At 73.6% G+C, this 21,137-nt stretch carries 22 protein-coding genes; 11 read left to right on the forward strand and 11 right to left on the reverse strand.

Annotation, left to right across the window (positions count from 1 at the left end; translation table 11 throughout):
• Positions 1-13: 13 nt before the first annotated feature.
• Positions 14-334 (reverse strand): mycofactocin biosynthesis chaperone MftB, encoded by a 321-nt coding sequence (gene mftB / locus PKE99_RS24155; protein WP_037048760.1) that lies wholly within the window; start codon positions 332-334, stop codon positions 14-16.
• Positions 324-425: a mycofactocin precursor MftA gene (gene mftA, locus PKE99_RS24160; protein WP_037048757.1), complete on the reverse strand. Its 102-nt coding sequence runs from the start codon at positions 423-425 to the stop codon at positions 324-326. Before mftA ends, mftB begins: the two co-directional genes overlap by 11 nt.
• Positions 426-625: 200 nt before the next feature.
• Here mftA and PKE99_RS24165 point away from each other — a divergent pair, with 200 nt between their 5' ends.
• From PKE99_RS24165 to PKE99_RS24180, 4 genes are all read left to right on the forward strand, one after another.
• On the forward strand, positions 626-1,774 hold the full coding sequence (locus PKE99_RS24165) for a GNAT family N-acetyltransferase (protein WP_037048754.1): 1,149 nt from the start codon (positions 626-628) through the stop codon (positions 1,772-1,774).
• Positions 1,775-1,959: 185 nt separating this feature from the next.
• Positions 1,960-3,252: an NDMA-dependent methanol dehydrogenase gene (gene mdo / locus PKE99_RS24170; RefSeq protein ID WP_037048752.1), complete on the forward strand. Its 1,293-nt coding sequence runs from the start codon at positions 1,960-1,962 to the stop codon at positions 3,250-3,252.
• A 180-nt stretch (positions 3,253-3,432) separates the two neighbouring features.
• On the forward strand, positions 3,433-4,668 hold the full coding sequence (locus tag PKE99_RS24175) for an AAA family ATPase (protein ID WP_081924401.1): 1,236 nt from the start codon (positions 3,433-3,435) through the stop codon (positions 4,666-4,668).
• Positions 4,669-6,210 carry a VWA domain-containing protein gene (locus PKE99_RS24180; protein ID WP_037048749.1) on the forward strand — a complete coding sequence of 514 codons (1,542 nt, stop codon included), beginning with the start codon at positions 4,669-4,671 and terminating at the stop codon, positions 6,208-6,210.
• A 52-nt stretch (positions 6,211-6,262) separates the two neighbouring features.
• On the opposite strand, the gene PKE99_RS24185 is transcribed toward PKE99_RS24180, so the two are convergent.
• Positions 6,263-7,225 carry a zinc-binding alcohol dehydrogenase family protein gene (locus PKE99_RS24185; protein ID WP_037048747.1) on the reverse strand — a complete coding sequence of 321 codons (963 nt, stop codon included), beginning with the start codon at positions 7,223-7,225 and terminating at the stop codon, positions 6,263-6,265.
• Between the two features lie 72 nt (positions 7,226-7,297).
• Between PKE99_RS24185 and PKE99_RS24190 the strand changes: the two genes are divergently transcribed.
• From PKE99_RS24190 to PKE99_RS24205, 4 genes are all read left to right on the forward strand, one after another.
• Positions 7,298-7,639: a winged helix-turn-helix transcriptional regulator gene (locus PKE99_RS24190; RefSeq protein WP_231498304.1), complete on the forward strand. Its 342-nt coding sequence runs from the start codon at positions 7,298-7,300 to the stop codon at positions 7,637-7,639.
• A gap of 164 nt (positions 7,640-7,803) precedes the next feature.
• Positions 7,804-8,502 (forward strand): mycofactocin oligosaccharide methyltransferase MftM, encoded by a 699-nt coding sequence (mftM, locus tag PKE99_RS24195; protein WP_051737776.1) that lies wholly within the window; start codon positions 7,804-7,806, stop codon positions 8,500-8,502.
• A gap of 68 nt (positions 8,503-8,570) precedes the next feature.
• Positions 8,571-9,137, forward strand: a complete 567-nt coding sequence (locus PKE99_RS24200) for a VOC family protein (RefSeq protein WP_037048743.1) — start codon at positions 8,571-8,573, stop codon at positions 9,135-9,137.
• Positions 9,137-9,739 carry a carboxymuconolactone decarboxylase family protein gene (locus PKE99_RS24205; protein ID WP_037048741.1) on the forward strand — a complete coding sequence of 201 codons (603 nt, stop codon included), beginning with the start codon at positions 9,137-9,139 and terminating at the stop codon, positions 9,737-9,739. The genes PKE99_RS24200 and PKE99_RS24205 overlap by 1 nt, the downstream gene beginning before the upstream one ends.
• 55 nt (positions 9,740-9,794) lie before the next feature.
• On the opposite strand, the gene PKE99_RS24210 is transcribed toward PKE99_RS24205, so the two are convergent.
• The 5 genes from PKE99_RS24210 to thiD form a co-directional block, all read right to left on the reverse strand.
• Entirely contained in the window at positions 9,795-10,415 is a 621-nt protein-coding gene (locus PKE99_RS24210; RefSeq protein ID WP_037048739.1) for an antibiotic biosynthesis monooxygenase, read from the reverse strand.
• Positions 10,416-10,573: 158 nt separating this feature from the next.
• Positions 10,574-11,401, reverse strand: a complete 828-nt coding sequence (locus PKE99_RS24215; protein ID WP_037048738.1) for an FAD binding domain-containing protein — start codon at positions 11,399-11,401, stop codon at positions 10,574-10,576.
• A complete protein-coding gene (locus tag PKE99_RS24220) occupies positions 11,398-11,946 on the reverse strand; it encodes a (2Fe-2S)-binding protein (RefSeq protein WP_037048735.1) in 549 nt (182 codons plus the stop codon). Before PKE99_RS24220 ends, PKE99_RS24215 begins: the two co-directional genes overlap by 4 nt.
• Positions 11,943-14,222, reverse strand: a complete 2,280-nt coding sequence (locus PKE99_RS24225; RefSeq protein WP_037048850.1) for a xanthine dehydrogenase family protein molybdopterin-binding subunit — start codon at positions 14,220-14,222, stop codon at positions 11,943-11,945. Before PKE99_RS24225 ends, PKE99_RS24220 begins: the two co-directional genes overlap by 4 nt.
• 181 nt (positions 14,223-14,403) lie before the next feature.
• On the reverse strand, positions 14,404-15,264 hold the full coding sequence (thiD, locus tag PKE99_RS24230; RefSeq protein WP_037048732.1) for a bifunctional hydroxymethylpyrimidine kinase/phosphomethylpyrimidine kinase: 861 nt from the start codon (positions 15,262-15,264) through the stop codon (positions 14,404-14,406).
• 73 nt (positions 15,265-15,337) lie between these two features.
• Here thiD and PKE99_RS24235 point away from each other — a divergent pair, with 73 nt between their 5' ends.
• Entirely contained in the window at positions 15,338-15,772 is a 435-nt protein-coding gene (locus PKE99_RS24235; RefSeq protein ID WP_037048730.1) for a nitroreductase family deazaflavin-dependent oxidoreductase, read from the forward strand.
• Positions 15,773-15,832: 60 nt separating this feature from the next.
• Here PKE99_RS24235 and PKE99_RS24240 read toward each other — a convergent pair whose 3' ends face one another.
• Together PKE99_RS24240 and PKE99_RS24245 are read right to left on the reverse strand one after the other, a co-directional pair.
• Complete coding sequence (locus PKE99_RS24240; protein ID WP_037048726.1) at positions 15,833-16,732, reverse strand: S1C family serine protease; 900 nt, start codon at positions 16,730-16,732, stop codon at positions 15,833-15,835.
• 226 nt (positions 16,733-16,958) lie between these two features.
• Complete coding sequence (locus PKE99_RS24245; RefSeq protein WP_037048724.1) at positions 16,959-17,531, reverse strand: peptide deformylase; 573 nt, start codon at positions 17,529-17,531, stop codon at positions 16,959-16,961.
• Between the two features lie 159 nt (positions 17,532-17,690).
• Between PKE99_RS24245 and napA the strand changes: the two genes are divergently transcribed.
• Both napA and PKE99_RS24255 read left to right on the forward strand, forming a co-directional pair.
• Complete coding sequence (gene napA / locus PKE99_RS24250; RefSeq protein WP_037048722.1) at positions 17,691-17,999, forward strand: nucleoid-associated protein NapA; 309 nt, start codon at positions 17,691-17,693, stop codon at positions 17,997-17,999.
• 39 nt (positions 18,000-18,038) lie between these two features.
• A complete protein-coding gene (locus PKE99_RS24255; RefSeq protein WP_051737775.1) occupies positions 18,039-18,713 on the forward strand; it encodes a LytR C-terminal domain-containing protein in 675 nt (224 codons plus the stop codon).
• Positions 18,714-18,788: 75 nt separating this feature from the next.
• On the opposite strand, the gene PKE99_RS24260 is transcribed toward PKE99_RS24255, so the two are convergent.
• Positions 18,789-21,131: an AAA family ATPase gene (locus tag PKE99_RS24260; protein ID WP_425566507.1), complete on the reverse strand. Its 2,343-nt coding sequence runs from the start codon at positions 21,129-21,131 to the stop codon at positions 18,789-18,791.
• Positions 21,132-21,137: the final 6 nt, after the last annotated feature.

Consider the following 21,137-nt stretch of genomic DNA (forward strand, 5'->3'; position numbering starts at 1 on the left):
TCCGGTGTGGTGGTTACTGGCGGGCTTCGATCGTCCCGGAGGCGGCCAGACCGGCCAGGGCCTTCAGGTAGGCGGGGCGCTGGGCCTCCTCGACGCCCGCGGCCGCGATGGCCGAGTGGACGTCCGGGTGGTGTTCGAGCCCCTTGACGACCTCCACGAGCGGGAGGGTCTTCAGGAAGGAGAGCTTGCGGGTGCCGAAGTGGTACACCAGCGCTCCGAACGGCTCGGGCCGCAGGGAGACCTGGGGGCTGCACCGGTAGGGGGCGCCGGGGTCGAAGACGGAGCTGTCGCCGACCCCGGCGGCACCAGCGCTCTCGGCGCTCTTAGTAGACACCGCACATGCCGTCGATGGAGACCTCCTCGACGAGGGTCTCCTCGACGACGGGGGCGTCCTCGACCTGCTCGGACTGCTCGATCGGGGCCATCGGGTACCTCCTGGTGCGACCTGGTGGACATCGGTGTCGGACGTGCCGGCCGGCAGGTCGGACGATATTGGCACCGGGTGCCGGAAGCAAGGGGCCCGGCGGGGCCCCGTCCGTTAGGAGAGGCGGCGCGCACCGGCCCGACGATCTTCGCGCCCGCCCCGGGGAGGACGAAGACGCAGGTGGACGGGCATGCTGACGGCGTGTCCGCACCCGCGACCCTGCTGCACCTGACCACGCCCGGCGAGTGGCGCACAGCGCTGCGGGCGGGCGCCGTCACACCGCCGTCGCTCGCCGAGGTCGGCTTCGTGCACCTCTCGACGGCCGACCAGGTCGCCCTTCCGGCCGACCGGCTCTTCGCCGGGCGGCGGGACCTGCTGCTGCTCGCCGTCGACGCCGCCACGGTCGGGTGCGAGATCCGCTACGAGCCCGGCGTGCCCGGCGACCCCGACGCCATGCGCTTCCCCCACGCCTACGGACCGGTGCCGGTGTCGTCCGTCGTCGCGGTCTCGGCCTACCGCCCCGGGCCCGACGGCACCTTCGGCGCCCCGCCCGAACCGCCGGCCCGCGCCGACCACGCCGGGCGGCTGGGCGCCTTCGCCGACTCCCTGCCGCGGCGGGTGGCGAGCGCGGAGGAGCCCGTCGCCGGTGGGATCGCCGTGCTGCAGGACGACGTGCCGTGGGCGCCCGCGCTCAACCGCCTGCTCGTCGACGACGGCACCCCGGCGCAGGAGATCGCCGCCGAGGCCGACCGGGTGCTGGGCGGGGCGGGCCGCGACCACCGCTGCGTGACGATCCGGGGCACCGACCCCGGGCCGGTCGCCCGCGAGCTCGGCCGGTCCGGCTGGTGGCTGCAGCACGACGTCGTCCTGGCCCGGGCCGTCGACGACGCGGCCCCGGGCCGTTCCGCCGAGGAGGTGCCCCTTGACGCGGAGGCGGAGCGTGCGGAGCCGACCATCGATGCCGTCCGGGCCCTGTGGGCGGAGGCCTGGCGCCCCGACCTGCCCGCGGACGACCCCCGCCGGGTCCGGCTCCCCGACCGGTACCTCGTCGAGGACCGGGGCACCGACCTCCGCGTGCTGGCCGTGCGCGAGGGCGACCTGGTCGTCGCGGCGGCCGCGCTGTACCTCGACGGCGCCACGGCGGTGCTCGAGGCGGTGGAGACCGCCACACCCCACCGGGGTCGCGGGCACGGGAACGCGCTGGTCAGCGGGGCCCTGAGGGTCGCGGGGCGGGCCGGCTGCGATCTCCTCGCCCTGCACGCGGACGCCGGCGGCGCACCCCGCGAGTGGTACGTCCGGCGCGGTTTCGGGCAGGTCGGCGAGGCGTGGAGCGCGGGCCGGACGGACTGACTTGTCGCCAGTCATGTGCAACGCTTCCGGCGCGACACCCGCCGGCCGCAGCAGGCCCACCCCTCCGACCCGACGGTTTCCGCCCCCACCTCTTGACGGTTTAGCCCGCGGCCCTCTGTGCCCGCCGTCACGCCGGTCCTAGCGTCCGGAGTCGACCGACATCACCTGCACCAGAAAGGGCTGCCATGCAGGTCGACGAACTGCTCAAGCCGTTCCCGCTCAAGGAGTTCCACCCGTTCCCCAAGGCCCTGCTCGGCCCGGGTGCGCACGAGATGATCGGGCCGGAGGCCCTGAAGCTCGGCTTCAAGAAGACGCTCGTGATGACGTCCGGCCTCCGCGGCACGAACATCGTCCACAAGATCGTCGAGTCGATGAAGTACCACGGCCTCGAGGTCGTCGTGTACGACAAGGTCGAGTCGAACCCCAAGGACTACAACGTCATGGACGCTGTGGGCCTCTACCAGCAGAACAACTGCGACTCGTTCGTCTCGATCGGCGGCGGCTCCTCGCACGACGCCTGTAAGGGCGCGCGCATCTCCGTGGCCCACGACGGCCGCAACGTCAACGAGTTCGAGGGCTTCAACAAGTCCGAGAACCCGCAGAACCCGCCGCACATCGCGGTCTCCACCACGGCCGGCACCGGTTCGGAGACCTCGTGGGCGTACGTCATCACGGACACCACGACGGACCCCGACAACCCCCACAAGTACGTCGCGTTCGACGACGCCTCGGTGACCAGCCTGGCGATCGACGACCCGGTGCTCTACTACGACTGCCCGATCGACTACACCGCGCAGTGCGGGTTCGACGTGCTCGCGCACGCCTCCGAGCCGTACGTGTCCCGGCTGAACTTCCAGCCGTCGCTGGGCAACGCGCTGCACGCGATCAAGCTGACCGCGCAGAGCCTGCGTGCGGCGGTGTGGAACGGCCAGGACCTGGCCGGTCGCGAGGGCATGATGTACGCGCAGTACATCGCCGCCCAGGCGTTCAACTCCGGTGGTCTGGGGATCATCCACTCGATCTCGCACGCGGTGTCGGCCTTCTACGACACCCACCACGGCCTCAACAACGCGATCGCACTGCCGCGCGTGTGGGCGTTCAACATGCCGGTCGCCTACGAGCGCTTCGCGGACATCGCGGAGGCCATGGGGATCGACACCCACGGCATGACCAAGGTCCAGGCCGCGGAGGCCGCGCTGGCCGCCGCGATCCGGCTGCTGCGCGACGTGGGCATCCCGGAGCGCTTCATCGACGTCAAGGCCGACACGTACTCGAAGAACCGGCTGGGCCAGGGCCCGACCAAGTACTACGAGAACGCCAAGGAGATCAAGGGCGACGCCGCCGACGTCGACCGGATCACCAACCACGTCCTCGGCGACGCGTGCACCCCCGGCAACCCCAAGGAGTGCACCTTCGAGACCGTCCGCCCGGTCGTCGACCACTGCATCAACGGCGACCTGGACGACCTGCTCAGCTGACCCCGTGCGCGGCGACTGCCCCTCTAGGGGCAGTTGCCGCTCACGACCGCGCCAGGTCTCGGTGGGCCCGTCACGCGCATCCGGCGCACACTGGATCCGTGGCGGGCCCGCCCGCCTGAGCGCCCCTCCACGTGCGCACACCGCGGCTCGCCGGCGAGCCGCGCGGAAGGAGTTCCGGCCTTGACCAGCCTGTCCGACGGCCTCTCCGACGGCCCGCAGACCGATCCCGACCCGCCGTTCGAGTCCGTCGACGAGGTCGTGGCCGCGCTCCACGACCAGGGCTACATCGCCGACACCCGGCTCGCCACGACGGTCTTCCTGCTCACCCGGCTGGACAAGCCGCTGCTGCTCGAGGGACCCGCCGGCGTCGGCAAGACCGAGCTGGCCAAGATGCTCGCCGCGGCGACCGGCCGCCGGCTGCTCCGCCTGCAGTGCTACGAGGGCCAGGACGAGACCAAGGCCCTGTACGAGTGGGACTACGGCAAGCAGCTCATGTACACGCAGATCCTGCGCGAGAAGATCGGGCAGGTCGTCGAGGACGCCCCGGACCTGGCCACGGCCGTCGAGCGGATCGGCGAGAACGAGAGCGTGTTCTTCTCCGAGCGTTTCCTCGCGCCGCGCCCGCTGCTCGAGGCGATCCGCTCCGAGCAGCCCGTCGTGCTGCTGATCGACGAGGTCGACCGCGCGGACGAGGCCCTCGAGGCCGTGCTCCTGGAGACCCTCGGCGAGTTCCAGATCTCCGTGCCCGAGGTCGGGACCTTCTCCGCGAAGCAGCGCCCGTACGTGCTGCTGACCTCGAACAACACCCGCGACCTCGCCGCCGCGCTCAAGCGCCGCTGCCTGCACCTGTTCCTCGACTACCCCTCCGCCGAGCGCGAGCTGGAGATCGTCCGCTCGAAGAAGACCGGGCTGGCGGACTCGCTCGCCGAGGAGCTGGTCAACGTCGTGCGCGGGCTGCGCGAGCTCGAGCTGCGCAAGGCGCCGAGCATCTCCGAGACGATCGACTGGGCCCGCACGCTGGCGGTCCTCGGCGTCGACGAGCTCAACTCGCAGGTCCTCTCCGACACCGTCTCAGTGGTCGTCAAGTACGACAAGGACGTCAAGAAGGCGCTCGACGCCCTGCCCCGCCTGGTCGACCCGAACGCCGAGATCGAGGAGCCCGGCCACGGGCACGGCCACGGCCACGGTCACGGCCACGGCCACTCGCACGACGAGGACGACGAGGACGACGACGGGGACGTCGACGGCAGGCAGGTCCGCGCCGGCCGGGACACCGCCGGTCGGCACGGCGAGGGCGTCTACGGCACGCCGAACTACGCCAAGGGGTCCGAGCGCGACGCCCCCGCCAAGCCCCGGTCGGTCACGTCGGGCCAGGGTTCGCGTTCCTTCGGCCTCGGACGCAAGCGGGCACTCTAGATGGAGGCCAGCATCCACCGGTTCGTCCGGCTGCTGCGCATCCGCGGCGTGCGGGTCTCGGTCTCCGAGGCCGTCGACGCCATGCGGTGCGCGTCGCAGCCGGGCGTGCTGGCCGACAAGGCGGTCCTCAAGGAGGCGCTGCGCGTCGCGCTGGTGAAGGACCGGCGGGACGAGGCGACGTTCGACGAGGTCTTCGACCTGTTCTTCTCGCTGGTCAAGGTGGGTGAGCCGCAGACCGGCCACGGCCACGGGCACGGGCACGGCGATCTCTCCGACGAGGGCACGCTCGACGACTTCACGTTCTCCGAGGACCCCTCGGAGACCCCGCAGCAGGGCCACGAGCACGGCAAGCCCGTCGACATCCGGGACTACTTCGACCCGGAGGACCTGGCGCAGCAGTACAACCTGCACCAGGAGGCCAACAAGATCGACCTGGCCGCGATGACCGAGGAGATCGTCTTCTCCGAGGACAACCAGGGACAGCCGCTGTCCGAGGGCAACCGGGTGCAGATCGAGACCGACCGGCTCTCCGGCGCGGGGCTGCCCGGCGACATCTCGACGGCCACCGGCACCAAGGTCGACGCCGACCTCTCCGTCGCCGAGCAGGAGGCGCTGCTGGGCTGGCTGACCGCTGCGGAGGAGGACGTCGCCGGCACGGAGGGGACGGAGGACGACGCCGCGGCCCTGCGCCGCCGGCTCGCCGGCGTCCTGCAGAACCTCCCGGAGGCCATCAAGGCGCACCTGGAGCGGCTGCTGGAGATCGAGCAGCGGATCATCGACGGCGGCGAGGGCGACGGCCGGGTCGCCGAGGTGGACCGGGCCGGCGAGACCGAGCGGATGCAACTGGAGGACTCGCTGCGTCGGCTCGCGAAGACGCTGCACGGGGCGCTGACGCACCGCCGCCGGGTCTCGCCGCAGGGCCGGATCGACTCGGGCCGCACCATGCGCAGGAACATGCGGTTCGACGGCGTCCCGTTCACCCCGGTCACGGTGCGCCGGCAGGAGGACAAGCCCCGGCTCGTCGTCCTGACGGACGTGTCGCTGTCGGTGCGGGCCACGGCCCGGTTCACGTTGCACCTGGTCCACGGCCTGCAGGACCTGTTCGGGCAGGTCCGGTCGTTCGCGTTCGTCGACGAGATCGCCGAGATCACGGAGCTGTTCGCCGACCACCCCGTGGAGCACGCGCTCGGGCTGGTGTTCGGCGGCGACGTGATCGACGTCGACGCCAACTCGAACTACGGGCTGGCCTTCGGTCGGTTCCTCGAGGAGCACGGCTCGGCGGTGACCCGGCGTTCGACGGTGCTGATCCTCGGCGACGGCCGGGGCAACGGCAACGACCCGAACATGGAGGCGTTCGTCGAGATCACCCGGCGCGCCCGGGAGACCATCTGGCTGACGCCCGAGCCCCGCTACTCGTGGGGCCTGGGCCGCTGCGACCTCCCGGACTACGCCGAGTACTGCGACCGGGTCCGGGTGGTGCGCGACCTTACGGGCCTCGAGCAGACGACGAACGAGATGGCCGGGGAGCTCATCGGGCGCTGACAGACCCTGTGAGTGGCGATAGTCGCCATGGCGACTATCGCCACTCACGAGGTCAGAGGGTCAGGGCGACCTTGCCGATCGTGCGGCCGGACTCCAGCTGCTCGTGGGCCTTGCGCAGGTTCTCGCCGGTCAGGCCGTCGAACGTGGTGGTGAGGGTGGTGCGGATCCGGCCCTCGTCGACCAGCTCCGCGACGCGGTTCAGCAGCTCGCGCTGGGTGGCGTCGGTCTTCTGGAACAGCGGCCGGGTGAACATCAGCTCCCAGTGCCAGGTGATGCTCTTCGACTTCAGCGGCAGCAGGTCCATGCCCGGCGGCTCGTCGATCGCCACGATCTCGCCGCGCGGGGTGAGCAGCTCCGCGTAGGCCTCGACGTTCTTGCCCGAGACCGGCGAGAACACGTACCGGACGTCCGGGACCACCTTCCGCACCGACTCGACCAGCGAGTGGTGGTCCGCGATGTGGTCCGCGCCCATGCTCCGCGCGAACTCCGCGGACTCCTCGCGCGACGCCGTGCCGATCACCTCGACGCCGGTCAGCATCTTGGCCAGCTGGGTCACCATCGCCCCGACCCCTCCGGCCGCCGACACGACGAGCAGGCGCCCCGTACTGGCGGGGCCGAGTCGCAGGGCGTCGAACAGGGTCTCCCAGGCGGTGATGGTGGTCAGCGGCAGCGCCGCGGCCTCCGCCCAGTCCAGCGTGCGCGGCTTGCGGCCCACGATGTGCTCGTCCACCAGTTGGAGCCCGGCATTGCTGCCCGGCCGGTCGATCGTGCCGGCGTAGTACACCTCGTCGCCCGCGGCGTACGCGGTGACCGCGGAGCCGACGGCCCGCACCACGCCGGCGGCGTCGAAGCCGAGGACGCGCGGGGTGTCGAGCCCGGCCCGGACCTTGGTGTCGACCGGGTTCACCGAGACGGCCCGCACCTCGACGAGCAGGTCGTGCGGGCCGGGGTCGCCGACCTCGTGGTCGATCTCCGTGAACGTGAAGGCGTCGATCGCGGTGGTGCGTGTGCTCATGGCCGCGACGGTATGCGAGAGGTACCGGTTACCCGCAAGGGAAGCTGGTTCCCTTCGGATACCATGCAGCTCGTGCCCGCCCTCGACGCGCCGCCGGACGCCTACCTGGCCAACTGCCCCTGCCGCTCGGTGCTCGACCTGCTGGCCGACAAGTGGAGCGCGCTCGCCCTCGGCGCCCTCGTCGACGGGCCGCTGCGGTTCGGCGAGGTGAAGCGCCGGCTGGAGGGGATCAGCCCCAAGGTCCTCACCGCGGTGCTGCGCCGGCTCGAGGAGCACGGGCTCGTCGACCGCACGGTGTACCCGGCCGTCCCGCTGCACGTCGAGTACGCCCTCACCGACCTCGGCCGGGACGCCAACGCCCCGCTCGACGCGCTGCGCCGCTGGGTCGAGGCGAACATCGAACGGTTCCCCTGACCCGGCACCGGTCGGGCCGGCACTTCCCGCGCGCCCGCCGGACGGGCCGATCCCGCCCTGCCCGGTCGGACGGTTCGCCGTGCCGGGCCGGACGGTTCGCGCCTCGCGCCGGCCCGTCCAGCCCCGCGCGTCCCTAGCGTCGGGGAGGAGCGGAAGGGAGCGCCATGATCGGGCTCGCACGGCTGGACAACGACCTGGCCGGTTGGCTGGACCGCACGCTCGTCGTGCCCGGGGTGCTGCCGCCGGAGCGGTTCGAGGAGGCCTTCGTCGCGATCGTCACCTCGGGCGCCCCGGACCCCGAGGAGGCCTGGCTCGCGTTCTACCGCAACACCCTCGACGCGCTGCGCGGCGAGCCGGAGCCCGGCGGCACCAACGCCGAGCTCAAGCCGGTGCACGAGCGCGCCGAGGAGCTGGCCGTCGGGAGCGTGCTGGAGCTGGGGTCCTGCTTCGGGTTCCTCGCGCTGCGGCTCGCGCAGGCCGGGCACGAGGTCACCGCGACCGACCTCGTTCCCGGCACCGTCGGCCTGCTCGACCGGATGGCCCCGCGGCTCGGGCTGGCCGTCGACACCGTCGTCGCCGACGCCCGCCACGTCCCGCTGCCCGACGGCCACGCCGACACCGTGTTCGCCGTGCACCTGCTCGAGCACCTGCCCGCCGAGGAGGGCAAGGCCGTGCTGGCCGAGGCGATCCGGCTGGCCCGGCGCCGGGTCGTCGTCGCCGTGCCGTTCGAGCAGCTCCCCAACGAGACCTGGGGGCACGTGACGACGTTCGACGCCGGCGCGCTGCACCGGCTCGGCGAGGAGACGGGCCTGCCCTTCGAGGTCTCGGAGCACCACGGCGGGTGGCTGGTCGTCGACCGTTGACGTCACCGTCACCCGCGGGGTTTCCTGGGAGCACCTCGACGGGGAGGACCCCAGGAGGAGGGCACGGCATGGGCGCCGTCAACACCGAGTTCCGGCTCGGCGGCATCAACCACCTCGCGCTCGTCTGCTCGGACATGGCGCGCACGATCGACTTCTACTCCGGCGTGCTGGGCATGCCGCTGATCAAGACCATCGAGCTGCCCGGCGGGGGCCAGCACTTCTTCTTCGACTGCGGCGGCGGCGACTGCCTGGCCTTCTTCTGGTTCCCGGAGGCGCCCGACGGCGTGCCCGGCATCTCCGCGCCGGCCGTCAAGCCGGGTGAGGGCGACCTGGCCAGCGCGACCGGCTCGATGAACCACGTGGCCTTCCACGTGCCGGTGCAGGAGTTCGAGGAGTACCGGCGCCGGCTCGCGGCCAAGGGCGTCGACGTCAGCCCGATCCTCGACCACGACGACAGCCCGAGCACCGTGGCGCGCGAGTTCCACCCGGGCGTCTTCGTGCGGTCGTTCTACTTCTCCGGCCCGGACGGCGAGCTGCTGGAGTTCGCCTGCTGGACCCGCTCCTTCGGGCCCGAGGACGTCACGCACGCCCCGCGGACGGCCGCCGAACGGCGCGTCCCGACGGCGACCGCCTGATGCCGAGGCTGCGCCAGGTCCCGCGCGCGGAGGTCACCGACCCGCGCATCCTCGAGTTCTACGACCGGCTCTTCGGCCCGGACCGCGACCCGGTGGCCGAGCCCGGCACGGCCACCGGCACGCCGGGCGACTGGTGGACGGTGTTCGCGCTGTCCCCCGACACCTTCCGGCACGCCGTCGACGGCTTCGCCCTCTACCGGGGCGCCCGGCTCGACCCGGTGCTGCGCGAGCTCGGCCAGTGCCGGGCGGGCTGGGCGCGGGGCAGCGCGTTCGTGTTCTCCCAGCACTGCAAGGCCCTGCGGACCCTCGGCGTGCCGGAGGAGCGGATCGCGGCGATCCCGGCGTGGGCGGCCGCGGACTGCTGGAGCCCGGTGGAGCGGGCGGTCCTCGCCCACACCGACGCCCTGGTCCTCGACGGCGGCCGGGTCCCGGACGGTGTCGTCGAGGCGCTGCGGGCGGGCGGCCTCGACGACGAGCAGATCCTCCTGCTGACCTACGTGACCTGCCTGTACGAGATGCACGCGACCATCAGCCGGGCCCTGCGCCTGGAGTACGACGACCGCGCGGAACCCGTGACCGAGGTGCCGGCGCCGGGGGCCTGACGAGCGCGTGCCCAGGACGCCGGCCTGGTGCGGCCGGCGCCCTGAGGCACGGCGCTCAGACGAGCTCGGGCACCCGCAGGTGGGCCAGGGCCAGCTCGAACTCGCGGACCTCGAGGACCTCGGCGCCGATCTCCTGCATGGCCTTGTCCCGGATGCGGGAGGCCCGGTCGCGGAGGGCGCCCATGGCCTCGCGGCTGTCGTAGGTCACCGACGAGACGGAGAGCCCCTCGGTCCGGTCGAGCAGCATGCTGGCGCTGCAGAACCCGTCCCACTGCTCCATCTCCGGCAGCAGCATCGTCTTGTAGTACTCGACGGCCCGGTCCATCGTCCCCGGGTCGGTCCGCACCCACGTGACCCGCACGCAGGCGCCGGGCGCGGACGGGTGGTCGCGGTGCAGCACGCCGATCTCCCACTCGTCGACCTGCGCGGTGCCTCCGAGGGCGTCGGCCGCCCGGTCGCGCATCGGCCGGACCGCCGTCGCGGAGGCCTCCATCGCCTCGCGGGACTCCCAGGCCGTCGTCGCGATGCAGCGGCCGGACTCCCGGTCCGCGAGCATCGACATGCCGATGCACCCGGACATGTCGAGCACCGCGGGCATGACCTCGTCGCGGATCAGCATGATGCCGCGGTCCATGTTCTCCCGGTGGGCCAGGACGGTGGTGGAACGTGCGAACACGGTCCACCTCCTTCCGGTCGGGGCGGCGCCCCGGCGGCGCCGCCGGACGCCGGTCAGGGTCCTCGCGGCCGACCGGGCACACAATGGGCCGACCGACCCCGAGAACGCCGGCGTCCCGGCCCCCGCGGACGGGGACCGGGACGCCGGGCGTGCGGGGGTCAGCCCGCGGCGGTCTGCAGGGCCCGCCGGGTCAGCACCGTCACCAGGTGACGGCGGTACTCGGGGGTGCCGGCGTTGTCGGCCGGGGGCTCGGTGCCCTCGGCGGCCAGCGCGGCGGCCTCCTCGATGCTCTTGCCCTCGGCCAGCGCGGCCTCGGTGGCCTTCGCCCGCAGCGGGGTCGAGCCCATGTTGACCAGCCCGATCCGGCGCGCGCCGTCCGCGGCGGTCACCACGGCCACGGCCACGATCGCCCAGTCGTTGCTGCGCCGGGTGAACTTCTCGTAGGCCCACCCGGTGCTGCCCGTGCGGGGCACCCGGATCTCGACGATCAGCTCGTCCGGCTCCTTCACCGAGGAGAACACCCCGGTGTAGAACTCGGTGATCGGGACCTTCCGCTCGCCCCGCGGGCTGCGGAGCACGATCGTGCCCTCGAGCGCGAGGATCGCGGCGGGCAGGTCGCCGGCCGGGTCGCCGTGGGCGAGCGCGCCGCCCAGGGTGCCGCGGTGGCGGACCTGCGGGTCGCCGACGGTCCGGGTGACGGCCGGGAGCAGCGCGCACTCCTTCGCCAGCACGTCGGAGATCACGATGTCCCGGTAGCGGGTGCCCGCGCCGATGGCGATCTCGTCGCCGTCGACCCGGATGTAGTTGAGCTCGGCCACCCGCCCGATGTCGATGACGACCTCGGGCGCGGCCAGGCGCAGCTTCATGACCGGGAGCAGCGAGTGCCCGCCGGCCAGCACCGTGGCGTCGTCGCCGTGCTCGGCGAGCAGGGCCAGGGCCGCGTCGACCGACTCGGGGCGCTGGTAGTCGAAGCCGACGGGGATCACTTGTCGCCCTCCCCGGTGGAGAAGCCCGGCGCCGTGGTGCGCTCGCCGGACACGGCCTCGGCGGCCTGCGCGGCGTCGGGGTCCTTGCCCGCGGCGACCAGCACGGCGCGGACGATGTTGTGGTAGCCGGTGCAGCGGCAGAGGTTGCCCTCCAGCCCCTCCCGGACGTCTTTCTCGGTGAGGTCCGGGTTCTCGTCGATGAGGCTGACCGCGGCCATCACCATGCCCGGGGTGCAGAAGCCGCACTGCAGGCCGTGCTCCTGGCGGAACGCCCGGGTGACGGGGTGGCCCAGCTCGCCCTGCGCGGCGCCCTCGAGGCCCTCCATCGTGGTGACCGACTGCTGGTCGGCCTGGACCGCGAGGACCGTGCAGGACTTCACCGCCTCGCCGTCGACGAGGACGGTACAGGCGCCGCACGACGTGGTGTCGCAGCCGATGTTGGTGGCCTTCAGGCCGAGGTTCTCGCGCAGGTAGTGCGCGAGCAGGGTACGCGGTTCGACGTCGTGGCTGGTGTGCTCGCCGTTGACCGTGATCTCTACCTTCACTTGGCCGACTCCTTCTGGGCCTCGTGGATGGCGGTCCACACCCGCACGGGGGTGAGGGGCATGTCGATGTGGCTGACGCCGAGGTGCGACACGGCGTCGATCACCGCGTTGTGCACCGCGGGGCAGGACCCGATGGTCCCGGCCTCGCCGACGCCCTTGAAACCCATGGAGTTGATCGTCGTGGGGGTTTCCATGTTGACCAGGTCGAAGCTGGGCAGCTCCGCGGCCGAGGGGATGCCGTAGTCCGCGAAGGTCGCCGTGAGCGGCTGGCCCTCGGAGTCGAACACGACCTCCTCGAGCATCGCCTGCGCGATGCCCTGCGCGATGCCGCCGTGCCGCTGGCCGTCGAAGATCAGCGGGTTGAGGATCGGGCCGGCGTCGTCGAGCGCCCAGATCCGCTCGACGGTGGCCTTGCCGGACTCCACGTCGACCTCGACGACGGCGACGTGCGCGCCGAACGGGAAGGTCGGCTTCTTGGCGTCCCACTCGTGGAAGACCTTGAGCTCCTCGGTGCCGGCCAGGTCGGCCAGCGAGACGCTCTTCGCGCCCGGGGCGCCCTTGACCACGATCGACCCGGTGGCCTTGTCCAGCTCCAGGTCGCCGACGCTCGCCTCGAGCACGTCCGCGGCGCGCTGCTTGGCCAGCTCGACCAGCTCGACCGCGGCGTTGTGCACCGCGACGCCGCCGGTCTGCAGGCTGCGCGAGCCCATGGTGCCGGCGCCCGTGGGGATCAGGTCCGTGTCGCCGTGCTTCACGGTGATCTTCTCGACCGGGATGCCGAGCTCCTCGCTGGCCAGCATGGCCCACGCGGTCGCGTGGCCCTGGCCGTGCGGCGAGGTGCCGGTGAGCACCGTGACGGTGCCGTCCGGGTGCACCTGCACGGTCGCGTTCTCCACGAACGCGCCGCCGCCGGTGATCTCGACGTACGACGAGACGCCGATGCCGAGCTGCAGCGCGTCCCCGCGCTCGCGGCGGCGCGCCTGCTCGGCCCGCAGGCCCTCGTAGTCCGCCGCCTGGCAGGCCAGGTCGATCGCCTTGGCGTACTCGCCCGAGTCGTACTCGGCGCCGCCCTTCGTGGTGAAGGGGAACTGCTCGGGCTTGATGACGTTCTTCTTGCGGAGCTCGGCCGGGTCCATCCCGATCTCGTCCGCGAAGAGGTCCATCGCGCGCTCGATGGCCTGGGTGGCCTCCGGGCGGCCGGCGCCGCGGTAGGCCGCGGTCGACGTCGTGTTGGTCGCGACGACCTGGGCGGTCGACCAGACCTTCGGGATGTCGTAGGTGCCGGGCGCCATCATCCGCGTGAACATCGGGAGGGCGACGCCGAGGCGCGGGTAGGCGCCGGCGTCGGCCACGACGTCGAGCCGGTAGGCCTTGACGGTGCCGTCCCGGTCGCCGCCGATCGTGATGGTCTGCAGCTGGGCGCGGCCCTGCACCATCCCGGTCATGTTCTCCGAGCGGCTCTCGTTCCAGCGGACCGGCCGGCCCACCTTCTTCGACAGCCACGCGACCAGCGCGAACTCGGGGTCGGCGCCGATCTTCGCGCCGAAGCCGCCGCCGACGTCCGGCAGGATCAGCCGCAGGTCCTTGGCGTCCATGCCGAGCCAGCCGGCGACCTCGTCGCGGGCGCTCTGCGCGTTCTGGGTGGAGCAGAAGATCGTGCAGCGGCCGTCCTCGCCCCAGTAGGCGGAGGCGGCGCGGGTCTCCAGCGGCGCCGCGGCGACGCGCTGGTTCACGATCTCCCGGCTGACGACGACCTCGCAGTCGGCGAAGAAGTCGTCGCCCGGCTCCTCCTTGGCGAGGTGCATCGCGGTGACGCTGTTCGTCCCGGCCTCGGGGAACAGGAGGACCTCGTCCTTGAGGGCCTCCTTCATGTCGACCACCGCGTCGAGCGGCTCGTAGTCGACGTCCACCAGGTCCGCGGCGTCCTCGCCCTGGTAGGCCTCCTCGGTGAGGACGGCCGCGACCGCCTCGCCGACGTAGCGCACCCGGTCGGTCGCCAGGAACGGCCGCAGCATCGCCTTGTTCGCGGCCGGGAACAGCAGCGCCGGCGCGATGTCGCAGTCGGCGCCGGTGAAGACCGCGACGACGCCGGGGGCGTTGCGCGCCTCCTCGACGTCGATCGAGTTGATCGTGGCGTGGGCCAGCGGGGAGCGGACCAGGGTCACGTGCAGTGCCCCGGTGAGCCGCTCGTCGGTCAGGTCGTCGGTGTATGTCGCGCCCCGTGTGAGGAACACCGGGTCCTCGGTACGGACAACGCGCGTGCCCAAGATGCTCATCGGGCGCGACACTAGCCCCGCGCGCGGCCGCGTGCGACCTGCCTCAGGGCCCTGACCTGCAGGTTAGCGTGCCCTAAGTCGATCGCACCGCCAGCCGGATCCGCTGCAGCGGCGATCCGGCCGAGAGCACACCGCAGCTGCGGATCGCACTCGGGGCAGGCTTCCCTGACCGAACGAACGTTCACACAGATGGCGGAGTGTCCCACCAGGGGCGCACCGCCCAGAGCGGGGAGACGGGGCCGTGACCCTGCCCGAGAGGATAGGCGTGCCGCACCGCCTCGACGATGTAGCGCTTGCCGAACCCCACCGCCTCGGGCAGCGCGAGCCCGCGGGCGAGGCCCGACGCGATCGCCGCGGCCAGCGAGTCGCCGCCGCCGTGGGTGTGGCCGGTCGCGAACCGCGGGCCGGGCAGCTCGGTGAAGGTCTCGCCGTCGAAGAACAGGTCGAGGCAGCCGTCCGTGTCCTCGGCGAGGTGCCCGCCCTTGACGAGCACCGCCCGCGGGCCGAGGGCGTGCAGCTCCTTCGCCGCGGCGTACTGCGCCTCGCGGTCGTGCACGTCGATCCCGATGAGCAGGCGCACCTCGTCGAGGTTCGGGGTCACCAGGGTCGCGCGCGGGAAGAGCAGCCCGCGGAACGCGTCGAGCGCGGAGTCGGCGAGCAGCTGGTCGCCGTGCATGGAGGCCGCGACCGGATCGATGACCAGCGGCGTCCGGCCGTCGGCGCCGATGCCGTTGGCGTCGCAGGCGGCGGCGACCGCCTCGATGATCTCGGCGCCGGCGAGCATGCCGGTCTTGGCCGCGTCGAGCCCGATGTCCGACGCCACGGTGGCGATCTGGGCGGCGACGGTCTCCGGCGGGATCGTGTGGACCCCCGTGACCCCGACCGAGTTCTGCACGGTGACGGCACACACGGCGAGGCAGCCGTGCACCCCGCAGGCCGCGAAGGTGCGCAGGTCCGCCGCGATCCCGGCGCCGCCGCCGGAGTCGGTCCCCGCGATCGTCATGACGCGGGGCGGGGTCGTGCCGAGGGACGGTTCGGGCATGGGAGGACGGTAGCCCGGGGTGAATCACCCGCGTGCACGGAATGCCGCGCCGGAAGACCGGGTTCCCCGGGGCATGGCCGACGAGAAGGTGGAGCTCAGCCCCGAGGGCTGGGTTCAGGACCAGACGAAGAAGATCCTGGAGACGGGCACGACCGAGGGCGTCGACGTCCTGGGCAGCCCGGTCGTGCTGCTGACCCTGCGCGGCGCGAAGTCCGGGAAGCTGCGCTACACCCCCGTGATGCGCGTGGAGCACGACGGCAGCTACGCGGTCGTGGCGTCCAAGGGCGGGGCCCCCGAGCACCCGGTCTGGTACTACAACATCAAGGCGCACCCCGAGTTCCCGCTGCAGGACGGGACCGAGACGAAGACGTACGTCGCCCGCGAGGTCGACGGCCCGGAGCGCGCCGCGTGGTGGGACCGCGCGGTCGACGCCTACCCCTCCTACGCGGAGTACCAGGAGAAGACGGACCGGCAGATCCCGGTCTTCGTGCTGGACCCCAAGTCCTGACGTCCTCCCTGCTCGGAGCGGGTCGTGAGCGGCAGGTGCCCCACCAGGGGCACCTGCCGCTCACAGTTCGGTGGGGACCGCGACCACGTCGACCATCGCCCCGTTGCGCAGCACCGTGACCGGCAGCGGGACCCCGATGGCGTCGCCGAAGAGCTGGCGCTGGATGCCCTGCGCGTCCTCGACCGGCTTCCGCCCGACGTCGAGCACCAGGTCGCCGCGGCGCAGCCCGGCCCGCTCGGCGGGGCTCCCGGTGACCACCTCGGCGAGCCGCAGCCCGTTGCGCCGCCCGTAGCGGTCCGCGACCACGGCCGGCACCGGGGCCGGGGCGCCCACGACCCCGAGGTAGGCGCGGCGCACCCGGCCCTCGCGGCGCAGCGTCTCCACGATCCGCCGGGTGGTCGCGTTGATCGGCACGGCGAGGCCCAGGCCCGTCCCCGCCACCGCCGTGTTGATCCCGACGACCCGGCCGCGGGCGTCGGCGAGCGCGCCCCCGGAGTTGCCGGGGTTGAGGGCCGCGTCGGTCTGGATGACGTCCTCGACGACCCGGCCGGCGGACCCGTCCCGCGTGGGCAGGGCCCGGCCGAGCGCGCTCACCACCCCGGCCGTGACCGACCCCGCCAGGCCGAGCGGGTTCCCGACCGCGACCACGAGCTGGCCGACGACGAGCGCGTCCGCCTCGCCGAGGCGCGCGGGCTCCGGCAGCGGCTCGTCGGCGCGCAGCAGCGCGAGGTCGGACAGCGGGTCCGAGCCGGTCACCTGGACGGGGACCTGGGCGCCGTCGGCGAAGTCGGCCCGGCCCCGGGTGGAGCGGCCCACGACGTGCGCGTTCGTCAGCAGCTCCCCCTGCGCGACCACTACCGCCGAGCCGGAGCCGCGGCCGAACCGGACCGCCGCGACGCGGGGCGTGAGCTCCGCGGCGACCGTGCTGACCGTGCGGGAGTAGGCGTCGAGCTCCTCCATGGTGAGCCTCCTGATTACAGCGTTGCAGGAGGCTCAACGGAGTGGCCGGGCCGCGTGTTCCCGGTCTCACGGTCACGCCGGTGCCGCACACCCGATGGAGCGTGCCGCGGGCCGTCGACGGGGTGTGCGACGGACATGCCGGGTGCGCTTACTGGCCCCGAGGGGTGTGCGAGGTCCCGAGGAGATGTACGAGGCGCCGCCGGGGTGGGGGGCGCCGGCGCGCCGGTCAGACCTCCTCGGCCTGCTGGGTGGCCGGGTCCCAGGTCCGGCCGGGCTCGCCCCAGCCGTGCTTGCGCAGCATCTTCTTGGCGGCGCGCTGGTTCCGCCCCACGAGGCGGTCCACGTAGACGAGGCCGTCGAGGTGGTCGGTCTCGTGCTGCAGGCAGCGCGCGAAGAAGCCCTTGCCCTCGACCTCGACGGGCTCCCCGAACTCGTCCGTGCCCGTGACCTTCGCCCACTCGGCACGGCCGGTCGGGTACTGCTCGCCGGGGACGGAGAGGCAGCCCTCGTCGTCCTCGTCCGGGTCCGGCATGCCCTCCGGCTTGTCCGACGTGGTGAGCACCGGGTTCACGACCACGCCGCGGCGCATCGTCCGCGACTCCTCGTCGGGGCAGTCGTAGACGAACACGCGCAGCCCGACGCCGATCTGGTTGGCCGCGAGACCCACCCCGTGTGCCGCCGCCATGGTGTCGAACATGTCCGCGACCAGGGTCCGGAGCTCGTCGTCGTACGTCTCGACTGGGCGGGTCGGGGTGTGCAGGACGGGATCGCCGATGATGACGATGGGTCGGACGGCCACACCCAGACAGTAATGTCCGCGCGGGACCCGCCCGGCCTTCCCCCGATTCACGCCGCCGGGTGGCGCGTCCGCCCCGTTTCTGTCGGTCCATCGTGGTTCAATGACGCCCGCGAATGACAGCCGTGTCATTCCGGACGGAGCGACTGTGCAGGGAGCGTGATGGAGTCCGCCACGGAAACCAGCGGGACGAACCGTCCCGCCGGCCCGCCGGTCCGCGAACTGGACCGCCGCGAGCGCGAGATCCTCGCCTTCGAGGGTCAGTGGTGGAAGTACCAGGGGGCCAAGGAACAGGCCATCCGTGAGCTGTTCGACATGTCGGCCACCCGCTACTACCAGGTGCTCAACGCACTGGTCGACACCCCCGAGGCGCTCGCCGCCGATCCCCTCCTGGTCAAGCGGCTCCGCCGGCTGCGCGCCAGCCGGCAGCGCACCCGCGCCGCCCGGCGGCTCGGCATGGAGCCGTGGTGACCGTGACCCCGCCCGCCGCCCCCGCACCGGAGGACTGACGTGACCGCACCCGCGTCCGGACCGTCGCCGCTGAAGGTCGGTGGCATCGCGCTCGTCGGCGTCGCCGTGATCGCCGCCGTGATCGGGCTGGTCACCCTGGGCACCGGGGACGGGGGCTCGGACGACGGGTCGGGGTCCACCGCGGCCCCGCCCACCGCCTCGGTCGCCCCCGCGACCCCGGCACCGGGCTCGGGCACGGACGAGGTCCCGCTGCCCTCCTTCCCCGCCACCCCCACGGCGCTCGCGCCGACCACCACGGCCGCGCCGGTCGCGCCGCCGGTGGCAGGCGGTGCCGCCGGGGCCGCGGGCGCTGCGGGTGCCGCGGGTGGCGCGGGCGCTCCAGGTGCCGCCGGCGCCGGGAGCTACGGCGGCGGCGCGGCGGCCGCCCCCACGCTGCCGCTGCGCGTCTACAACAACAGCACGGTCGAGGGCCTGGCCGCGCGGGCCGCGGCGGACTTCCGCAACGGCGGCTGGACGGTCACCGACACCACCGGCTACCCGTACGGCGTGATCCCGAGCAGCACGGTCTACTACCGGCCCGGCACGAGCGAGCAGGCCTCCGCGGACCGGCTGGCCCAGGAGTACGGGCTGCGCGTGGAGCCGCGCTTCGAGGGCATCCAGGACGCCAGCCCGGGTCTCATCGTGATCGTCACCCAGGACTACAAGACCAAGTGACACCCCACTGACCGATCCGCTCCCCAGCGCACGGCGCGCCCCCACCCGGGGCGCGCCGTTCGCCGTTGTACGGCCCTAGTCGGCGGCGCGCCGCGCCGCGTAGGCCTCCAGCTCGGCGACCTGCACCGGGTCGAGGCTCGGCGGGACGGCCCGACGGGCCTTCTCCAGGTGCGCGGCGGTGACCTCGGTGGCGTCGAGCGACTCCCGCATCGCGGTCAGCGCGGCCTCGCGCAGCACGGCCGCGCAGTCGGCGGCCGAGTAGCCCTCGAGGCCGGCGGCGAGGTCGGCCAGGTCCACGTCCGCGGCCAGCGGGGTGTTGCGGCCCGCCGCGCGCAGGATGTCGGCGCGCGCCTCGGCGTCGGGCGGCGGCACGAAGACCAGCCGCTCCAGTCGCCCCGGGCGCAGCAGCGCGGGATCGACCAGCTCCGGCCGGTTCGTCGCGCCGACCACGACGACCTCGCGCAACGGCGTGGCCCCGTCGAGCTCGGTGAGCAGGGCGGCGACCACCCGGTCGGCCACGCCGGAGTCGGTGGAGCCGCCGCGGCGCGGGGCGAGGGCGTCGACCTCGTCGAGGAACACGAGCGCCGGCGCGGCGTCCGAGGCCTTGCGGAACAGCTCGCGGACCGCCCGCTCGGACTCGCCCACGTACTTGTCCAGCAGCTCGGCGCCCTTCACCGAGAACACGTTGAGCTGACCGGATCCGGCCAACGCGCGGAGCAGGAAGGTCTTGCCGCCGCCGGGCGGCCCGTAGAGCAGCACGCCGCGCGGGGCCTCGACCCCGAGCCGGGCGAAGGAGTCCGGGTACCGCAGCGGCCAGAGCACCGCCTCCGTGAGCGCCTGCTTCACCTCGGTCATGTCGCCCACCTGGTCGAGGGTGAGGCCGCCGGTCTGCAGGGTGCCGGTGGAGGACATGGAGATCGGCCGCACCGACCCCACCGCGCCGAGCAGGTCGGCCATCTCGATCCGGGCGCCGTCCGCCTCCGGAGCGGCCGCGGGCTCGACGGGACCGGGGGCGGCGTCGTCGACCACCGCCGGGGCCGGGACCTCGGCGGGGCTGCTCCCGGCCCCGTGGCGCAGCGCCGCGGTCACCGCGGCCTCGCGGCGGACCGCGGCCAGGTCGGCCACGACGAACCCGGGGGTGCGCGAGGCGACCGCGGCGAGGTCGACGTCCTCGGCCAGCGGGACGTCGGCGAGCAGCCGGCGGAGCAGGTCGGCCCGCACCGACGCGTCGGGCAGGCCCAGCCCGAGCTCCCGGTCGGCCAGGTCGGGGGCCCGCAACCGCGGGTCGACGGCCTCGGGCGCCGCCGTCGTCGCGACGAGGGCGAGGTTCGGGGTGCCGATCGCCTCCCGCAGCCCGTCGAGGACCAGGGTGGCGAGCGGCGGCGGCGAGGCGGCGGGCAGCAGCGCGTCGACGTCCGTGACGAGCAGGACCACCGGACGTCCGGCACCGGCCTCGCCGCGGGCCCGGGTCAGGCACTCCTGCACCCGCGCCGCGGCCGACGCCGGCTCCAGCGCCGCGATCGCCGGCCCCGGCAGCTCCACGCAGCCGGCCCCGACCGCGCTCGCCACGCTGTGGACCAGCGTCGTCTTCCCGACGCCCTCCGGCCCGGTCACCAGTACCCCGAGCCGGGGCGTGCCGCCGAGGCGGACCAGCAGCTCGGGCCGCGAGAAGGTCAGCTCCAGCCACTCGACGAGCCGGCGCGCGGGCGCGGTGTTGCCGACCAGGGCGTCGAGCGGGAGCGTCGGCTCCGCCGTCGCGTCCGGGACGGGCGGGGCCGGCGGTGCCGGGTGCGGCGCGGCGGGCCTGCCCGACGGCCGCGGCTCGGCGGCCGGGGCCGCCGGGGAGTCCGCCGTCGTCGGGCCGTCCAGCCAGCCGACGACGGTGGTCGGGTGCACCGAGACGGGACCGGGCGGGTCGGCTTGCGAGACCGTGACCAGCTCGCTGGTCCAGGCCCCGCCGATCGCGGCGGCGAGGGCGCGGCGGGCCTTCGGGACGTCCGCCCCGGGCGGCGGGGCGATGTCCTGCGGCAGCAGGGACACGGCGTCGCCGCCGGTCAGGACCTTGCCGAGCAGCGCGAGCCGGGCGGTGGCCGGCGGGACGGCGCTGCGCACCAGCCGCGAGCCGGCGAGCACCACCCGCCGGGCCGGGGCCACCGCCACCGGCCCGACGACCACGGACGCCCCGTCGGTGAGGCCGGCGTTGGAGAGGGTGACGTCGTCGAGCAGGGCCTGGCCGGGCGCGGCCGCCGGGTCGCCGGCGACGGCGAGGGCGCTGGTAGCCCGGGCGCCGGTGAGGGTGACGGCGTCCCAGCTGCGCAGGTGCAGCGCGTCGAGCACCTCGGGGTGGAGCCGCACGACGCCCCGCCGGGCGTCGACGGCGGACGTGGCGAGGCGGGCGACCAACGTGATCACGGGCACCGGTTC

The organism is Pseudonocardia halophobica (genome assembly GCF_027922425.1).
Taxonomy (GTDB): domain Bacteria; phylum Actinomycetota; class Actinomycetes; order Mycobacteriales; family Pseudonocardiaceae; genus Pseudonocardia; species Pseudonocardia halophobica.

Excerpts from the sequence above, each read along its gene's own strand:
- mftA (WP_037048757.1), bottom strand. The coding sequence starts at position 425 with ATGGCCCCGATCGAGCAGTCCGAGCAGGTCGAGGACGCCCCCGTCGTC.
- mdo (WP_037048752.1), top strand. The coding sequence starts at position 1,960 with ATGCAGGTCGACGAACTGCTCAAGCCGTTCCCGCTCAAGGAGTTCCAC.
- PKE99_RS24180 (WP_037048749.1), top strand. The coding sequence starts at position 4,669 with ATGGAGGCCAGCATCCACCGGTTCGTCCGGCTGCTGCGCATCCGCGGC.
- PKE99_RS24185 (WP_037048747.1), bottom strand. The coding sequence starts at position 7,225 with ATGAGCACACGCACCACCGCGATCGACGCCTTCACGTTCACGGAGATC.
- mftM (WP_051737776.1), top strand. The coding sequence starts at position 7,804 with ATGATCGGGCTCGCACGGCTGGACAACGACCTGGCCGGTTGGCTGGAC.
- PKE99_RS24200 (WP_037048743.1), top strand. The coding sequence starts at position 8,571 with ATGGGCGCCGTCAACACCGAGTTCCGGCTCGGCGGCATCAACCACCTC.
- PKE99_RS24205 (WP_037048741.1), top strand. The coding sequence starts at position 9,137 with ATGCCGAGGCTGCGCCAGGTCCCGCGCGCGGAGGTCACCGACCCGCGC.
- PKE99_RS24225 (WP_037048850.1), bottom strand. The coding sequence starts at position 14,222 with ATGAGCATCTTGGGCACGCGCGTTGTCCGTACCGAGGACCCGGTGTTC.
- thiD (WP_037048732.1), bottom strand. The coding sequence starts at position 15,264 with ATGCCCGAACCGTCCCTCGGCACGACCCCGCCCCGCGTCATGACGATC.
- PKE99_RS24235 (WP_037048730.1), top strand. The coding sequence starts at position 15,338 with ATGGCCGACGAGAAGGTGGAGCTCAGCCCCGAGGGCTGGGTTCAGGAC.
- PKE99_RS24240 (WP_037048726.1), bottom strand. The coding sequence starts at position 16,732 with ATGGAGGAGCTCGACGCCTACTCCCGCACGGTCAGCACGGTCGCCGCG.
- napA (WP_037048722.1), top strand. The coding sequence starts at position 17,691 with ATGGAGTCCGCCACGGAAACCAGCGGGACGAACCGTCCCGCCGGCCCG.